The following is a 17,727-nucleotide window of genomic DNA, read 5'->3' on the forward strand; positions in this document are numbered from 1 at the left end:
CGACTTCGCCGCCGCGCTGCAGGCGGCCGGCGCGCCGCTCAAGCAGACCTGCCCGGCCGGGTCCGGCGCCGCCAAGGCCCCCGGCAAGGCCGCCGCGCGCGTCGCCGGCCACTACTACCTGCGCGGCATGCGCGAAGTCGGCAGCGAGTTGCTGCTGTCGCCCGATGGCCGTTTCGATTACCTGATGAGCTACGGCGCGACGGACATCGAGGCCAGCGGCACCTGGCGCCTGGAGGGCAGGCAGGTGCGCCTGGACACGCCGCCGATCCAGCCGTTCTCGGCGATCGCGAAGGTCGGCGCGGACACGCGGCCGGCCCAGGGCGAAGACCTCACGGTGCGCGTGTACTACGAGGGCCGGCCGGTCAAGGTCGATGTGGCGATGTCGTCGACCAGCGCCGATTACGCCGGCACGCCGAAGCAGTCGGAAGGCGCCGATGGCGTCAGCGCGCCGATCGCACCGGGCGAGCTCAAGGCGCTGGCGGTGTTCGTGCCGCTGCCTGCCGGCGCGCGCTGGCACAGCGTGGATGTGAGCAAGTCCGATATCTCGTCGCGCGCGTTGCGCATCGATCTGGAACTGCCGGAATCGGCCAGTCGCACACCGTTGCACATGACATTGGCGTTGCGCGAAGACGGCGCGCTGGTGGCCGCGCAAGGCGGGCGCGAACTGCGCTATGAGAAAGAGTAGCGTTTACGCGCGCAAGGCATAAACACATGCTTGTTAACCCCGCGCCGCCGCGGGGTTAACGCGGTATCCTCGCAGAGTTGCCGATACAATTGAACGGCTTGATCGTGCACTCAACAGAAGGAACCGACACATGGCACATACTCTTCCCCCCCTGCCTTACGAACTGGACGCGCTGGCTCCGCACATCTCGAAAGAGACGCTGGAGTTCCACTACGGCAAGCACCACCAGACCTACGTCACGAACCTGAACAACCTGATCCCGGGCACCGAGTTCGAGACCCTGTCGCTGGAAGACATCGTCAAGAAGTCCTCGGGCGGCATCTTCAACAACGCCGCGCAGATCTGGAACCACACCTTCTACTGGAACAGCCTGGCTCCCAAGGCCGGTGGCGCGCCGACGGGTAAGCTGGCCGACGCCATCAACGCCAAGTGGGGCAGCTTCGACGCCTTCAAGGAAGCCTTCAACAAGTCGGCCGCCGGCAACTTCGGTTCGGGCTGGACCTGGCTGGTCAAGAAGGCCGACGGCTCCGTCGACATCGTCAACACCAGCAACGCCGCCACCCCGCTGACCACGGCCGACAAGCCGCTGCTCACCTGTGATGTCTGGGAACACGCCTACTACATCGACTACCGCAATGCCCGTCCCAAGTACCTGGAAAACTTCTGGGCCCTGGTGAACTGGGACTTCGCGGCCAAGAATTTCGCCTGATTCCGCTGCGCGCCCGGCGCGCACCGCTAGGCCTGGGCCCCTCGCGTCGCGAGGGGCCTTTTTGTTTTGGCGCTTTGCAAAACCCGACTGACATCCTGGATTGCAGTCCAAAATTTTGTATATTGTCGAATCCATTTTGTAGAAAATGAGAATGAATCTCCCTCTCTTCCTGGGTACCCGGGAGGAAAGCTGCCGCTATCGTTGATGGCAGTCTGCGGCTGAGCCATGGGGCCAACGATCGCGGCATGCCCGCCATAAAACACCGTGGTGTTTGACGGGAAGGGAAGCATGTTGCGGTTTTTTTCGGGGTTGAATATTGGCGCGCGCATCGGCGGGCGCCTGTCGGGGGGCTTCCTGATGGTGGCGCTGCTGGGAGGCATCATCGGCGCGTTCGGGGTGTGGGGCCTGTCCCGCATCAACGACATGAACGACCGCATCTTCGATACCGAATTTCGCGGACTCTCGGACATCAAGGAAGCCAATATCAGCCTGATTGCAGCGGGCCGCGCCCGCAAAAGCTATCTGGCGGCATCCACTGAAGAAGAGCGCCAGACGCTGCGCAAGCAGTTCGACCAGTCGCTCGAGAAGCTCGAGCGCATGCGCGCCAAGGCCGCCGACACCTTCATCCGCGAGAACGGCAAGCGGCTGCTGGCGCAATTCACGGAAGCCGAAGAGGTCTGGAAGCACGAGTCCATCGAATTCCTGGAGGATGCGCAGAAGTACCCGTTGGCGCAGGTCGATCCCGAGGCCGCGGCGCTCACCAAGCGCGCGGCGGCGGCGTCGGACAAGGCGGAGAAGCTCATGCGCGAACTGGCCGCGGCCAAGGAACAGGCCGCCGAGCGGGCCGTGCAGGAAGTCTCCGAGCTGTACTCGAGCACGCGCCTGATTCTGATCGTGCTGTCAGTGGCCGGCGTGGTGCTTGGCCTGCTGCTGGGCTGGCTGGTGACGCGCGGCATCGTGCGGCCGCTGGGTCAGGCGGTGGCGGCGGCGCGGCGCGTGGCCAATGGCGACCTCAGCGGCAACATCCAGGTCACCTCTCGTGATGAAACCGGCGACCTGATGGCCGCGCTCAAGGCCATGAACGAGAACCTGTCGCGCATCGTGCGCGACGTGCGCGACGGTTGCGAGAATATCGCCACGGCGTCGGCGCAGATCGCGCAGGGCAACGCCGACCTGTCGCAGCGCACCGAGGAACAGGCCGCTTCCCTGGAGGAGACCGCCGCCTCGATGGAGCAGCTGACGAGCACCGTACAGCAGAACGCCAGCAATGCCGGCGAGGCCGAAAAGCTCGTCACCCAGGCTTCGGCCGTGGCGTCGCGCGGCGGCGAAGTGGTCGATGTCGTGGTGCGGACCATGAGCGAGATCTCCGAGAGTTCGCGCCGCATCGCCGATATCACCAGCGTGATCGACGGTATCGCGTTCCAGACCAACATCCTGGCCTTGAACGCCGCGGTCGAGGCCGCGCGCGCCGGCGAGCAGGGCCGCGGCTTTGCCGTGGTGGCGGGCGAGGTCCGCACCCTGGCGCAGCGCTCGGCCGTCGCCGCCAAGGAAATCAAGGCCCTGATCGACGAGTCCGTGCATCGCGTCGAGGGCGGCACGCGTCAGGCCGACGAGGCCGGCAACACCATGCGCGAGGTCGTGGAAAGCGTGCGCCAGGCCGCGATCCTGGTGCACGAAATCGCCAGCGCTTCGGCCGAGCAATCCACCGGCATCGGCCAGGTCAACCAGGCCGTGGCGCAGATGGATACGGTGACCCAGCAGAATGCCGCGCTGGTGGAGCAGGCCGCCGCCGCGGCCGGCAGCATGCAGGACCAGGCCGGTCGCCTGTCGCAGCAGGTGCGGCGCTTCAAGGTCGATGCCGGCGTGGTGGCGATGGGCGCCGAGCCGCAGGCCCGGCTGATCCAGGCCGGCCGGGCCACGCCGCATCCGGCGGCGGTGGCGGCGCGCCAGGAACCGGTGGTGGCGCGTCCGGCCCTCATCAAGCACGGCGCGGACGAGGACGACTGGTCGTCGTTCTGAATGGCGCGCCGTTGTGGGCTGGCAGTCAGGCGGCAATGGTAAGGTTGAGCCACTTCTGGTTTCGCCGCCCTTTGCCGCTTGGCCCCGCTCATGTTCCTGCCCACTCCGCTGCGCCGCATCGCCACCGGTTCCCGCCACTTCCTGCGCCGCAAGCTGCGGCAAACCAACCGCCTGTCGCGCAAGAGCCTGCAGATGGCGCTGTTGCTAGGCGGCGCGGCGCTGGTCGCGCTGGTGTCGCTGGGCTTTGCCTATCTGGCCGACCGCGCGCTGGAATGGAATCGCGAATGGGTCGGGCACGCCGGCTGGCTGGCGCTGCTGGTGCTGCCGTGCGCATTGGCCATCCTGCGCTGGGCCACGCTGCGGTTCGCGCCCAACGCCGCCGGCAGCGGCATCCCGCAGGTCATCGGCGCGCTGTCGCTGCCGCCCGGCGCGAGCCAGCGCAGCCTGGTGTCGCTGGCGCAGGCGTTATGGAAGATTCCCCTGGCGTTCTTCGGCATGCTGGCCGGCGCCTCGATCGGCCGCGAAGGGCCGTCGGTGCAGGTCGGCGCCGCCGTGATGCTGGCCTGGGGCGATTTCTGGAAACGCCGCGGCCTGCAGCTGCGCGGCTTCCATGCCAACGAACTGATCGCGGCGGGCGCCGCCGGCGGCCTGGCCGCGGCCTTCAATGCGCCGCTGGCGGGCGTCATCTTCGCCATCGAGGAGCTGGGCCGCGGCACGGTGCTGCGCTGGCAGCGGCTGGTGCTGATCGGCGTACTGGCGGCGGGTTTCCTGGTGGTGGCGGTGCAGGGCAACAACCCCTATTTCGGCACCTTTGGCGGCGCGGTGCTGACGCACGGCATGCTGTGGTGGGTGCTGATCTGCGCCGCGCTCAACGGCGCGCTGGGCGGCATCTTCGCGCGCCTGCTGGGCAAGGGGGCGGCGGGCATGGCGCCCGCGTCCTGGCGCGCCTGGATCCGCGCCCATCCCATCTGGACCGCCTTCGCCATGGGCGTGGCGCTGGCGCTGATCGGCCTGGCCACGGCCGGCAGCGTCTACGGCACGGGCTACGGCGCGGCCGCCGACCTGCTGTCGGGCGAGACGCAGCACGCCTTGCCCGCCGGCTTCGGCCTGGCCAAGCTGGCCGCCACCGTGGCCTCGTACTGGGCCGGCATTCCCGGCGGCATCTTCACGCCGGCGCTGACCACCGGCGCCGGCATCGGCCATCACATCTGGCAGCTGGCGGGCGAGGGCGTGGACCAGCGCGTGCTGGTGCTGGTGTCGATGGCCGCCTTCCTGGCCGCCGCCACCCAGGCGCCGTTGACGGCCAGCGTGGTGGTCATGGAAATGACGGGCAGCCAACCGATGCTGTTCTGGCTGCTGGTCGGCTCGCTGCTGGCTTCGGGCGTGTCGCGCCAGTTCTGCCCGCAGCCGTTCTATCACCTCGCCGCCGGCCGTTTCCGGCGCCAGGCCATCGTCGACGCGGGCCGCGCCGCCCGTGCCGGCACACCCGCGCCGTGAGCGCGGGCCGTACGGTGAGTGAACAGCTGCTGGACACCGTCCGTTGTGCGGACATCCGCGGGATGCACCAACTTGGCGCGAAACCGCTGCGTTAAGATCGTGCGCATCCGATTCCTCCACTTCAATCCGAGCATCTCATGACCGTGCATGCCTATATTTGTGACGCGATTCGCACCCCCTTCGGCCGCTACGGCGGCGCACTGGCTTCGGTGCGCCCCGACGACCTCGCGGCCGTAGCCATCAAGGCGCTGGTGGCGCGCAATCCTGGCGTGCGCTGGGAAGAAATCGACGATGCCATCCTGGGCTGCGCCAACCAGGCCGGCGAAGACAACCGCAACGTCGCCCGCATGGCCACGCTGCTGGCCGGCCTGCCGGTCGAAGTGCCCGGCGCCACGGTCAACCGCCTGTGCGGTTCGGGCCTGGATGCCATCGGCAGCGCCGCGCGCGCCATCCGCGCCGGCGAAGCCGGTCTGATGCTGGCCGGCGGCGTCGAAAGCATGAGCCGCGCGCCGTTCGTCATGGGCAAGGCCGACAGCGCCTTCTCGCGCAACGCCGCGATCTATGACACCACCATCGGCTGGCGCTTCATCAACAAGCTGATGAAGGCCCAGTACGGCGTCGACTCGATGCCGGAAACCGCCGAGAACGTCGCCGACGATTTCAAGATCAACCGCGAAGACCAGGACCTGTTCGCGCTGGCCAGCCAGCAGAAGACGGCCCGCGCCCAGAAGGAAGGCTTCTTCGACGCCGAGATCGTGCCGGTCTCGATCGCGCAGAAGAAGGGCGATCCGCTCGTCGTGTCCAAGGACGAACACCCGCGTGAAACCAGCCTCGAGGCGCTGGCCAAGCTCAAGGGCGTGGTCCGCGAAGGCGGCACCGTGACCGCCGGCAACGCCTCGGGCGTGAACGACGGCGCCGCCGCGCTGCTGCTGGCCGACGAGAAGGGCGCCGCGCGCCACGGCCTGACGCCGCGCGCCCGCGTGGTCGGCATGGCCACCGCCGGCGTCGCGCCGCGCATCATGGGCATCGGCCCGGCGCCCGCCACCCGCAAGGTGCTGGCCCAGACCGGCCTGACGCTGGACCAGATGGACGTGATCGAGCTGAACGAAGCGTTCGCCGCCCAGGGCCTGGCCGTGCTGCGCCAGCTGGGCATCGCCGACAACGACCCGCGCGTCAATCCCAACGGCGGCGCCATTGCCCTGGGCCACCCGCTGGGCGCCAGCGGCGCGCGCCTGGCCACCACCGCGATCAACCAGCTGCACCGCACCGGCGGCCGCTACGCGCTGTGCACGATGTGCATCGGCGTGGGCCAGGGCATCGCCCTGATCATCGAGCGCGTCTGATTTTCGCGACGGCCCCGCTCGTCCGGGGCCGGGCCGGCCGCCGTGGCGGCGCGGCCAAACGACAAGGGAGCCCGCGGGCTCCCTTGTTGCGTGAGAAGGCGGGCTGGCTCAGGGCAGTCCGTCGATCTTCCTGCCGGCCTTCATGCCGTGGCTGTCGTACCAGCCCTGCGCCATTTCCAGCGCGTAGCGCACCGGTTTCTTGGAGCAATGGGTGTCGTCGGTCTGGGGCGCCATGTCCTCGATGTTGACGATCGTGCCGTCGTCGGCGATAAAAGCGATCGACAGCGGCAAAAGGGTGTTGCGCATCCAGAAGCACTGCACGTCGGGCTGCTCGAAGACGAACAGCATGCCGTCGTTGCCGGCCAGTTCCTTGCGGAACATGAGGCCGTCGCGGCGGCTGGCTTCCGTATTGGCGACTTCTGCGCGGATAATATGGATGCCGGCGGCCAGTTGCGCGATGGGCAGCGTCGGTTGCGGGCCGGTCGGCGTCTGGGCGCCAGCCGTCGCGGGCAGCGCCAGCGTGGCGGCGCCGAGCAGCGCCGCTATCGTCCCGCGCATCGCCGATTTAATGAACGCTGTTTTGAGCAACGCACGACCAACATGAAACAAAGCAGCATTCTTCAGCATAACCAGACGCGGTAATCGCAGTAATAAGAAAATAACAAGGCGGGGCCCGAAAGCCCCGCCTGATAATGGCGCAACCTTACCGTTGCGCTTTAAAGAGTAACTCAGGCAGCGGTGATATTGAGCGCCTGTTTGCCTTTGGGCCCCTGGATAATCTCGAAAGCCACTTTCTGGCCTTCTTTCAGGGTTTTAAAACCATTCATCTGGATGGACGAGAAGTGGGCGAACAGATCTTCACCGCCGTCGTCGGGCGTAATGAAGCCGAAACCCTTTGCATCGTTGAACCATTTGACGGTACCCGTCGATTTGGGATTGTCCCCTTGGACGGCGGTTGCGGTCGTATCAGACATGCGGACTGCCTCATTGAATCGTATGTTGACAGAAGGGCATCGCGGCCTAGACCCCTGTCCCCCCTCCGGCCTCCTGGCAGGTTTTCGATGAATTGAAAACCCCAGAATGCGTGGATAATGCGCCGCTTTTCTTTGCGGAGTCAAGTATGGAAACTACGCATTTCTACGTGTAATTTTGCGTAAGTTACATGCAAGCCGTCCCCTGATTAAATAGAATAGCCGCCCTATGAGTTCTACCTTGGATACCCAACAAGATTTGGCCGTCGAGAAGGCGCCGGCCCGCGTCGCGCCGCCTCCGATGTACCAGGTCCTGTTGCTGAATGACGACTACACCCCGATGGAGTTTGTCGTGAAGGTGCTGCAAAAGTTCTTCAACAAGAATCACGAAGAAGCCACGCGCATCATGCTGCAGGTGCATCACGAAGGGCGCGGCGTCTGCGGCGTCTATCCGCGCGACCTGGCCGCCACCCGGATTGCCCAGGTGGCCCAGTATGCGCGGGCGCGCCAGCACCCGTTGCAGTGCGTGATGGAACCGGTCTGAACTCGCAAGAACAGCGCCGCCGGAACAGGCGGCGTTCTGCTGTACAGGGTTGCAAAGCAGGAACCGCGCACCGAGAAGCGCGCGGCAATATCAGGTCGGCAGCTCCGCCGCAAAGGAGCATCGCATTCGAGTAGGCGGGGAGGTTTGCCGTGAGTGGAAAGAACAGCAAGACCTGGCTGGCGGTAGCCGGCGCGATCGTGGTGGCCGGCGCCATCGGCGTGGGCTGGTGGATGGGCAAGGGCGGTCAACCGTCCGCGCCCGCGACGCCGCAGACGGCCACGCCGGCGGCAACCACGGCGGCGCCCGCCACGGCGGCCGGCGGCGCCAAGCCCGAGGCCTTGCCGGCGACGGCCACGGTCGGCAGCGCCGATCCGTTCGCGGTCCTCAATTGCCAACCGCGCCAGTACAACGACTCGCTGTCGCTGGCGGTCACCTTCACGCAGCCGGTCGAAGCCAAGGCCGACCTGAGCAAGTTCCTGCAGGTCACCGACACCGGCGCCCCGTCGGGCAAGGCGGACCAGGACACCGAGCGCAGCGCCAACGGCATGCAACCGGCTTCGGTCCAGCCGGGCGACGCCGCGCCCAAGGGCAAGATCGTCCAGGGCAACTGGGTGGTCGGCTCCAACCCGCGCATGGTGTATTTCCCCTACGTGCAGCCGCAGCGCTCGTATTCGGTCTCGGTGCGCGCGGGCCTGCCCGGCGCCGGCGACAAGGTCGCCCTGGCCAGCGGCTCGCACTGCGACGTGGTGACCGACGCCATGCCGCCCTCGTTCTATTTCGCCAGCCGCGGCGTGGTGCTGCCGGCCGGCCAGAACGGCGGCCTGCCGGTGGCGACCGTCAACATGCCCGAGGTCGACGTGCAGTTCCTGCGCGTCGCGCCCGAGCGCGTGCCGGAACTGTTCGAGTCGGTGCTGGGCATCGGCCGCAACGCCCCTTCGTCGGACGATGACGAATCCGGCGGCTACGACGAAGACGGCTGGCGCTATTCCGACAACCGCAGCCTGAAGGGCTCGGTCAGCAACTGGGACCTGGACCGCTTGAATTCGCTGACCACCAGCGTCTACCAGGGCCGTTTCGTGACGGACGACAAGCCGAACCGCCGCCACGTCACCTTCCTGCCGGTCGAAGGCATCAAGGAACTGCAGGAACCCGGCATCTACGTCGCGGTGATGAGTCAGCCCGGCCGTTTCCGCTATGAATACCAGGTCACCTATTTCTACGTCAGCGACATCGGCCTGCACGCGCGCCGCTACAGCGACCGCATCGAGGCCTACTCGGTGTCGCTCAAGAGCGGCCAGGCGATCTCGGGCGCGCTGTTCGAACTGGTGGACGGCGCCGGCAAGACGCTGGCCAAGGCCCAGGCCGACGGCCAGGGCCACGTGCGCTTCGATGGCACCTTCACCAATGCCCGCGTCATCCGCGCCTCGCGCGACAAGGAAATGACCGTGCTGGCGCTGGCCGAGCCGGCGCTGGACCTGTCCGAATTCGATACCGGCGGCCATATCTCCCGCCCCAACAACCTGTTCGTCTACGCCGGCCGCAATCTGTACCGCCCCGGTGAAACCTTCCATGTCTCGGTGTTGCCGCGCGACCTCGACGGCCGCGTGATGCCGCCCGCGCCGCTGACCGCCACGCTCAAGCGTCCCGACGGCCGCGTGGTCTCGACCAACCTGTGGCAGCCCGCCAAGGACCTGCAGGGTTATGTCGAGCGCGCCATCGACCTGCCGCCCGACGCCCAGACCGGCGCCTGGATGCTGGAATTGCGCGTCGACCCCGCGTCGCGCGCGCCCGATGCCTCGTGGAAGTTCCAGGTCGAGGAATTCCTGCCCGAACGCATGAAGATGGCGCTGACCTCCGACCAGGACGTGTTGTCGCCCAATGACACCCTGACCGTCGACGTGCAGGGCGACTATCTGTATGGCGCGCCCGCCGCCGGCAACCGCCTGCTGTCCAGCTTCCAGGTCAAGCGTGACCGCTTTGCGCTGCCGCAGCAATGGCCCGGCTTCATCTTCGGCGACGTGGCCGACGATTCCCGCCGCCATTTCGAGGAACTGCCGGAAGCCGCGCTGGATTCGACCGGCGCCGCGCAACTGGAAGTCGAACCGCGCACCGACGGCACCCATTCGCCGATGAAGGTGCGGGTCTCGGCCAGCCTGCTGGAATCGGGCGGCCGCCCGGTGGTGCGTTCGATCGAGCGCAGCGTCTGGCCCGCCGACAAGCTGATCGCCGTGCGCCCGCAGTTCGACAGCGATGTCGCGCGCGAAGGCGCCCCGGCCTCGTTCGAGGTGCTGCGCGTGGACGCGCAGGGCAAGATCGCGCCGCTGGCGCAGGCCCAGATGCGCCTGTACCGCGAGGAACGCCAATACTACTGGCGCTTCGACGACCAGCGCGGCTGGAACAGCGGCTACACCGAAACCGAGGAACTGCTCGACTCGCGCGAGATCGCGCTGCAGGACCGCAGCCAGTTCACGGTGCAGGTCAAGTGGGGCCGCTACCGCCTGGAAATCGCCGATCCCGAGACCGGTGAAACCCTGCGCTACCGCTTCTATGCGGGCTGGGACGCCCAGGACGCCGACGCCATGGGCAACCGCCCCGACCGCGTCCAGATGAAGCTGGAAGGCGTGCCCGCCAAGCCGGGCGACAGCGTCAAGCTGACCCTGACGCCGCCGCACGACGGCCAGGCCCTGATCACCGTCGAGGGCGACCGCATGCTGTGGTCGACCTGGGTGGCCGTGAAGGCGACCGGCACGCAAGTGGAAATCCCGATCGACAAGAGCTGGAAGCGCCATGACCTGTACGTGGCCGCGGCGGTGTTCCGTCCCGGCAGCGAAGGCGACCGCGTGACCCCGGCGCGCGCGCTGGGCCTGACCTTCCTGCCGATCGCCAGCGCCGACCGCAAGCTCGACGTCAAGCTGACGGCCGCCGCCAAGACCGAGCCCGAGACCAAGACCACGGTCCGCGTGAAGGTCGATGGCGCCCAGGGCAAGCAGGCCATGGTGACGCTGTCGGCGGTCGACGTCGGCATCCTCAACATCAACCAGTACCGCACGCCCGACCCGCTCGACTTCTTCTTCGGCAAGCACCGCTACGCGGCCGAACTGCTGGACATGTACGGCAAGCTGATCGAGAAGATGGACGGCACCAAGGGCAAGCTGAAGTGGGGCGGCGACGCCGCCATGCGCGGCGACAGCAAGAGCCTGCCCAAGAAGGTCAAGCTGGTCGACCTGTTCTCGGGTCCGGTCAAGCTCAACGACAAGGGCGAGGCCGACATTACGCTGGATCTGCCCGACTTCAACGGCACGCTGCGCCTGATGGCCGTCGCGTTCACCGCCGACAACTTCGGCAGCACCGACACCGAAATGGTGGTGGCGGCGCCGATCGTGGCCGAGCTGAACACGCCGCGCTTCATCACCCCGGGTGACCAGGCCGCCATCGCGCTGGACGTGACCAACCTCAGCGGTTCCGACCAGAAGGTGACGGTCAAGCTGGAAGCGCTGGATCCGGTCGGCATCGTCGACGGCACCCGCACCGTGACGCTCAAGGACAAGCAACGCACCACGCTGCGTTTCACCGCCAGCACCACCGGTTCCTACGGCCTGGGCCTGATGCGCCTGACCGTGGACGGGCAGGGCGGCGCCAAGCCGATCCACATCGTGCGTGAATCGGTGCTGCAGGTGCAGCCGGCCTACGCGGCCGAGCGCCAGATGCGCCGCCTGCGCCTGAACCCGGGCGAGTCCAACACGCCGCAGGCATCGTGGGTGGCGTCGTACTACCCGGACTCGACCACGATCAGCATGACGGTCTCGAACCGTCCGCCGATCAACGTCAACCGCGTGGTCGAAGGCCTGCTCAACTACCCGTATGGCTGCACCGAGCAGACCATCAGCGCGACCCTGCCGTGGGTGCTGATCGACGAGGAAGCGGCCAAGCAGTTCGGCCTCAAGCCGCGCACCCAGGCCGAGCGTGAAGCCAAGGTCGCGGGCGCCATCGGCCGCCTGTCGGGCATGCGCAATGCGGTCGGCTCCTACAACCTGTGGAGCAGCTCGTCGGCGCGCGATGTGTGGCTGACGGCCTACGCCGTGGGCTTCCTGCAGGATGCGCGCGACAAGGGCTTCTCGATCCCCGAGGCCTCGCTGGACCGTTCGCGCCAGTGGCTGCTGGAGCAGGTGCAGCAGAGCAGCGGTTCGTTCGGCACCTGGTCGGCCAACCTGAAGCGCGACTTCGAGTCGGGCCGCCTGGACAGCAGCGGGCTGAACGTGCTGCGCGAGGACCATCGCCGCTTCGCCGGCCTGGCCACCGCCGCCCTGGCGCTGGCCCGCGACAAGAAGGCGCCGCTGTCCACGGTGCGCCAGCTGTTCGACAACTACCAGGACCGCGCGCGTTCGCCGCTGCCCCTGATCCAGCTGGCCGCCGCGTTCAAGCTGATGGGCGACGAAGGGCGCATGAAGAGCGCGCTCGACCTGGCCATGACGCGCGAATACGGCATCACCCGCCGCGCCAACAGCTACTACGACGACTGGCTCGGCGACTACGGCAGCGCCGTGCGTGACTACGCGCTGGCCTACGCCCTGGCCAACCAGTACGAGCTGCGCCATGACCGCGTCGAGAACCTGATGACGCAGCTGGCCGCGCGCATGGGCAACCGTTCGTACCTGTCGACCCAGGAACAGATGGCCCTGCTGATGGCCGCGCGCGCCGCGGGCGGCGACAAGTCGACCCCGTGGCAGGCCGCGCTGACCGTCAATGGCGTGCGCAAGGAACTGGAAGGCGGCAGGTCCGACCGCACCGTGTCGCTGACCGCGGCCGACCTGGCCGGCACCCAGCTGACCAACACCGGCAGCCAGTCGCTGTTCATCGAGTACGACATCCAGGGCAGCCCGACCACGGTGCCGGCGCCGCGCAGCGACGTCATCCAGCTCAAGCGCGGCTGGTACCGTCCGGACGGCAAGCCGTGGGATGGCGGCACGCTGCAGACCGGCGACATGCTGGTGGTGTGGGTCCAGGCCAGCGCCAACCAGAACATTCCGGACGGCCTGCTGGTGGACCGCGTGCCGGCCGGTTTCGAGGTCGAGAACCTGAACCTGTCGCAAAGCCCCGAAATGCAGGACTGGAGCATCGGCGGGCGCCGCGTGGCCGACGCGATGGCCGACCCCAACATCAAGCACCGCGAATTCCGCGATGACCGGTATGTGGCGGCGGTATCGCTGGGCCGCGGCAAGGTGGACGTGTTCTACCTGGTGCGGGTCGTGACGCCGGGCCGTTATTCGGTGCCGTCGACCGTGGCCGAAGACATGTACCGGCCCGAGATCCGTGGCGTAGGCGAGCAATGGAGCACGGTCGAAATCCGCGATCGCAGCGCCAAGCAGCGTCCTTGAACACCGCCGCCACCCCGCCGGCGGGCGTCTCGCGCGCCCGCCGCTGGCGGCGGCGCGGACTCTTCGCGGCCAGCGTGCTTCTCGCGCTGGCCGCGTTGTTATTCGTGTTCGACCGCCTCTATCCCCTGCCTGCCATCGACTCCGGCGGCGCGGCCGTGGTGGTCGCCGCCGACGGCACGCCGCTGCGCAACTATCCCAGCCGCGACGGCATCTGGCGCTACCCGGTCAAGCCCGACCAGGTGTCGCCGCACTACCTCGATACCCTGCTGACCTACGAGGACCGCTGGTTCTACTGGCACCCCGGGGTCAATCCGGTGTCGCTGGCGCGGGCCGGCTGGCAATGGGCCACCAACCGCCGCATCGTCTCGGGCGGCTCGACCCTGACCATGCAGGTGGCCCGCCTGATCGACCCGCAGCTGGCCGGCAAGCCGTCGCGCTCGATGAGCGCCAAGCTGCGCCAGGCCTGGCGCGCGGTGCAGCTGGAGATGCACTACAGCAAGGACGAGATCCTGTCGCTGTACCTGACCCACGCGCCCATGGGCGGCATCGTCGAGGGCGTGGAAATGGGGTCGCGCCTGTGGCTGGGCAAGCCGGCGCGCGATCTGAGCCCGGCCGAGGCCGCCATGCTGACGGCCTTGCCGCAGGCGCCGTCGCGGCTGCGGCCGGACCGCCATCCCCAGGCCGCGCAGACCGCGCGCGACAAGGTGCTGGACCGCATGGTGGAACTGGGCCGCTGGACGCCCGCCGAGGTGGCCGACGCCAAGATCGAGCAAGTGGTGGCGCCGCCGCTGCGGGCCCGCTGGCTGGCGCCCCTGGCCGCGCAGCGCCTGTTGCAGGAGGCCGGCCGCCCGGCGGCCGGTTCGCGCCGCCCCGGCAGCCGCCCGCCGCTGCTGACGTCGACCCTGGACGCCGACATGCAGGCCGCGGTCGAGCGCATGCTGCTGGACCGGGTCGACAACCTGCCGCCCAAGGTCTCGATGGCGGTGCTGGTGATGGACAACGACTCCCTTGAGGTCAAGGCCTACGCCGGTTCCGCCGACTTTTCCGATGATTCCCGATACGCGCACGTGGATATGGTGCGCGGGGTGCGTTCGCCCGGCTCGACCCTCAAGCCGTTCCTGTACGCGCAGGCCCTGGACGACGGCCTGATCCACTCGGAAAGCCTGCTGATCGACGCGCCGTTGTCGTTCGGCGGCTACGCCCCGGGCAATTTCCAGGCGGCGTTCTCCGGGCCGGTGAGTGTGGCGCAGGCGCTGCAGCGCTCGCTCAACGTGCCGGCGGTGGACCTGCTGGACCGGGTCGGACCCACCCGTTTCGCCTCGGTTATGCTGACGGGCGGGGTCTGGTTACGTTTGCCGGCCGGCGCCGAGCCGAATCTGAGCTTGATTTTGGGCGGGGGCGGCACCACATTGGGAGAATTGGTCGGCGCTTATCGGGCCCTGGCCCGTGGCGGCATCTCCGGGCGTCCGCGCCTGCGGCCGGAGCAGCCGCGGGTCGAGTCCCGTATGATGAGTGCTGGCGCGGCCTGGATCGTGCGCGACATCCTGGAAGGCGGCGGCCACCCGGACCGGCCCTTTTACCAGTCGGGCAGTCCGGCCCGGCAACTGGCCTGGAAAACCGGGACGAGTTTCGGATTCCGGGACGCCTGGGCCGTCGGAGTGACCGACAGCTGGACGATCGGGGTCTGGGTGGGCCGTCCTGACGGCACGCCCAATCCCGGGTTTTTCGGTGCGAATGTGGCGGCGCCGCTACTGCAGGACATCGTGGCGGCGTTGCCGGAAGGCGCCCAGCACGTGCGCGTTCGGCCTGCCTCGGTGCAGGCGGTCGTGACGTGCTGGCCGCTGGGTTACCGGCTGGGCAGCGTGCCGTCCGGGGAATGCCCCGAGCAGCGCGCGGCCTGGGCCCTGAATGACACGGTGCCGCCGTCGTTCGCCGGCTACGCCGATGCCACGCAGGGGCCGTTGCGCCTGGGTGGCGTGGCCACCGGCTCGGTGCTGCGGCCCGTGCCGGGCAGCACGCAGGTGTCGGTGGATGTGGATGTGCAGGGCGCTGAGGGTGAAGTATGGTGGATGCTCGATGGTCGCGTGGTGGGTCATGCCGCGTCGGGTCGTCCGTTTAATCTGGTGCTGACGCGGGACGGGCGGTATACGTTGACCGCCATGGACGCGCAAGGCCGCCACGACAGCGTGGTTTTTGAAATCGCTGGCGTTACGCCCTGATCGGCATAGAATATGAATCGTGTATTTGACCGCTTCGATGCGTTACGGAGGAAGCGTGATTTCCCAAGAGCTTGAAGTCAGCCTGCATATGGCTTTCGTCGAGGCCCGTTCGGCCCGGCACGAATTTATTACCGTCGAGCACCTGCTGCTGGCGTTGCTCGACAACGCTTCCGCGGTTGAAGTGTTGCGCGCCTGCGCCGCCAATCTGGATGACCTGCGCCGCAACCTGCGTCAGTTCGTTTCGGAAAACACGCCGGTGATCCCCAGCGGCGCGGAAGTCGACACCCAGCCCACGCTGGGTTTCCAGCGCGTGATCCAGCGCGCGATCATGCATGTGTCCGCGGGCGGCACCGGCAAGAAGCCGGTCACCGGCGCGAACGTGCTCGTGGCCATTTTTGGCGAAAAGGATTCGCACGCCGTGTACTACCTGCAACAGCAGGGCGTCACGCGGCTGGATGTGGTGAATTTCCTGTCGCATGGCATTACCAAACAGCCACAGGTGGAGTCCGCCGCCGTGCAGAAAGAGCAGCAAACCAATGGTGAAGAGCAGGGCGAATCGCGCCAGTCGCCGCTGGACCAGTATGCGACCGACCTGAACGCCGCGGCGTTGGCCGGCCGCATCGATCCGCTGATCGGGCGCGAGCACGAAGTCGAGCGCGTGATCCAGGTGCTGTGCCGCCGCCGCAAGAACAACCCGCTGCTGGTCGGCGAGGCCGGCGTGGGCAAGACCGCCATCGCCGAGGGCCTGGCCTGGCGCATCACGCGCGGCGAGGTCCCCGAGATCCTGCAGGCCGCGCAAGTGTTCGCGCTGGACATGGGCGCGCTGCTGGCGGGCACCAAGTACCGCGGTGATTTCGAGCAGCGCCTGAAGGGCGTGCTCAAGCAGATCCGCGGCAATCCCGACGCGATCCTGTTCATCGACGAAATCCACACGCTGATCGGCGCCGGTTCGGCCTCGGGCGGCACGCTGGACGCCTCCAACCTGCTCAAGCCGGCCCTGTCCTCGGGCCAGCTCAAGTGTATCGGCGCCACCACGTATACGGAATACCGCGGCGTCTTCGAGAAAGACCACGCGCTGTCGCGTCGCTTCCAGAAGATCGACGTGCCGGAACCCAGCGTCGAGCAGACCGTGCAGATCCTGCGCGGCCTGAAGAGCCGCTTCGAGGAACACCACAACGTCCGCTACTCGGCCGCCGCGCTGTCGGCCGCCGCGGAACTGTCGGCGCGCTTCATCAACGACCGCCACCTGCCGGACAAGGCCATCGACGTGATCGACGAGGCCGGCGCCGCGCAGCGCCTGCTGCCGCGTTCGCGCCAGAAGAAGGTGATCGGCAAGGTCGACATCGAGAACATCGTTTCCAAGATCGCGCGCATTCCGCCGCAGTCCGTCTCCAACGACGACCGCAGCAAGCTCGCCACGCTCGACCGCGACCTCAAGACCGTGGTGTTCGGCCAGGACAACGCCATCGAGGCGCTGTCGGCCGCCATCAAGATGGCGCGCTCGGGCCTGGGCAAGCCGGAAAAGCCGATCGGCGCCTTCCTGTTCTCCGGCCCCACCGGCGTCGGCAAGACCGAAGTCGCGCGCCAGCTGGCCTTCACGCTGGGCGTGGAGCTGCTGCGCTTCGACATGTCCGAGTACATGGAACGCCACGCGGTGTCGCGCCTGATCGGCGCGCCGCCGGGATACGTCGGCTTCGACCAGGGCGGCCTGCTGACCGAGGCCATCACCAAGCAGCCGCACTGCGTGCTGCTGCTCGATGAAATCGAAAAGGCCCACCCGGACGTCTTCAACATCCTGCTGCAGGTCATGGACCATGGCACGCTGACGGACAACAACGGCCGCAAGGCGGACTTCCGCAACGTCATCCTCATCATGACGACCAACGCGGGCGCCGAGACCTTGAACCGTCCGTCCATCGGCTTCGCCAATTCGCGCGTGGTGGGCGACGAGATGGCGGAAATCCGCCGCATGTTCACGCCCGAGTTCCGCAACCGGCTGGATGCGATCATCCCGTTCGCGCCGCTGGACCGCGAGATCATCCTGCGCGTGGTCGACAAGTTCCTGATGCAGCTCGAAGACCAGTTGCACGAGCGCCGCGTCGAAGCCGTGTTCACCACGGCCCTGCGCGAGCACCTGGCCAAGGAAGGCTTCGATCCGCTGATGGGCGCGCGACCGATGCAGCGCCTGATCCAGGACACCATCCGGCGCGCGCTGGCCGACGAGCTGCTGTTCGGCAAGCTGGTCGATGGCGGCACCGTCACGGTGGACCTGGACGAGGCCGGCAAGGTCACGCTCGATTTCGACGACCACGGCAAGCCGCCGTCGGCCGCGCCCGACAAGCAGGAAGTCGAGCTAGTCGAATAG

The 17,727-nt window shown here is 67.6% G+C and carries 10 protein-coding genes and 1 pseudogene; 9 read left to right on the forward strand and 2 right to left on the reverse strand.

What is annotated here, in order from left to right; genetic code table 11:
* The 5 genes and pseudogenes from H0523_RS06030 to pcaF all read left to right on the forward strand — a co-directional run.
* A pseudogene (locus tag H0523_RS06030) lies at positions 1–685 on the forward strand (ankyrin repeat domain-containing protein); the annotation flags it as partial.
* A 130-nt stretch (positions 686–815) separates the two neighbouring features.
* On the forward strand, positions 816–1,394 hold the full coding sequence (gene sodB / locus H0523_RS06035) for a superoxide dismutase [Fe] (protein WP_054430101.1): 579 nt from the start codon (positions 816–818) through the stop codon (positions 1,392–1,394).
* Positions 1,395–1,682: 288 nt separating this feature from the next.
* Entirely contained in the window at positions 1,683–3,413 is a 1,731-nt protein-coding gene (locus tag H0523_RS06040) for a methyl-accepting chemotaxis protein (RefSeq protein WP_054430099.1), read from the forward strand.
* Positions 3,414–3,503: 90 nt separating this feature from the next.
* Entirely contained in the window at positions 3,504–4,910 is a 1,407-nt protein-coding gene (locus tag H0523_RS06045; protein ID WP_054430342.1) for a chloride channel protein, read from the forward strand.
* Positions 4,911–5,047: 137 nt separating this feature from the next.
* A complete protein-coding gene (gene pcaF, locus H0523_RS06050) occupies positions 5,048–6,253 on the forward strand; it encodes a 3-oxoadipyl-CoA thiolase (protein WP_006396026.1) in 1,206 nt (401 codons plus the stop codon).
* 108 nt (positions 6,254–6,361) lie between these two features.
* Here the strand turns inward: pcaF and H0523_RS06055 are convergent, their stop codons facing one another.
* Positions 6,362–6,880, reverse strand: a complete 519-nt coding sequence (locus H0523_RS06055) for a DUF192 domain-containing protein (RefSeq protein WP_156349999.1) — start codon at positions 6,878–6,880, stop codon at positions 6,362–6,364.
* 101 nt (positions 6,881–6,981) lie between these two features.
* Complete coding sequence (locus H0523_RS06060) at positions 6,982–7,227, reverse strand: cold-shock protein (protein WP_006220277.1); 246 nt, start codon at positions 7,225–7,227, stop codon at positions 6,982–6,984.
* Positions 7,228–7,453: 226 nt separating this feature from the next.
* On the opposite strand from H0523_RS06060, the gene clpS reads away from it, so the two are divergent.
* The 4 genes from clpS to clpA all read left to right on the forward strand — a co-directional run bounded on the left by clpS (position 7,454) and on the right by clpA (position 17,727).
* The gene (gene clpS, locus H0523_RS06065; protein ID WP_054430097.1) at positions 7,454–7,768 is read left to right on the forward strand and encodes an ATP-dependent Clp protease adapter ClpS; all 315 of its coding nucleotides are present in this window, start codon (positions 7,454–7,456) and stop codon (positions 7,766–7,768) included.
* Positions 7,769–7,998: 230 nt separating this feature from the next.
* On the forward strand, positions 7,999–13,143 hold the full coding sequence (locus H0523_RS06070) for an alpha-2-macroglobulin family protein (protein ID WP_238924891.1): 5,145 nt from the start codon (positions 7,999–8,001) through the stop codon (positions 13,141–13,143).
* A complete protein-coding gene (gene pbpC, locus H0523_RS06075; protein ID WP_156349998.1) occupies positions 13,140–15,362 on the forward strand; it encodes a penicillin-binding protein 1C in 2,223 nt (740 codons plus the stop codon). The genes H0523_RS06070 and pbpC overlap by 4 nt, the downstream gene beginning before the upstream one ends.
* A 55-nt stretch (positions 15,363–15,417) precedes the next feature.
* Positions 15,418–17,727, forward strand: coding sequence for an ATP-dependent Clp protease ATP-binding subunit ClpA (gene clpA, locus H0523_RS06080; protein ID WP_054415980.1), 2,310 nt, complete (start codon positions 15,418–15,420; stop codon positions 17,725–17,727).

It is taken from the genome of Achromobacter insuavis, from assembly GCF_902859645.1.
Classification (GTDB): Bacteria; Pseudomonadota; Gammaproteobacteria; order Burkholderiales; family Burkholderiaceae_B; genus Achromobacter; species Achromobacter insuavis.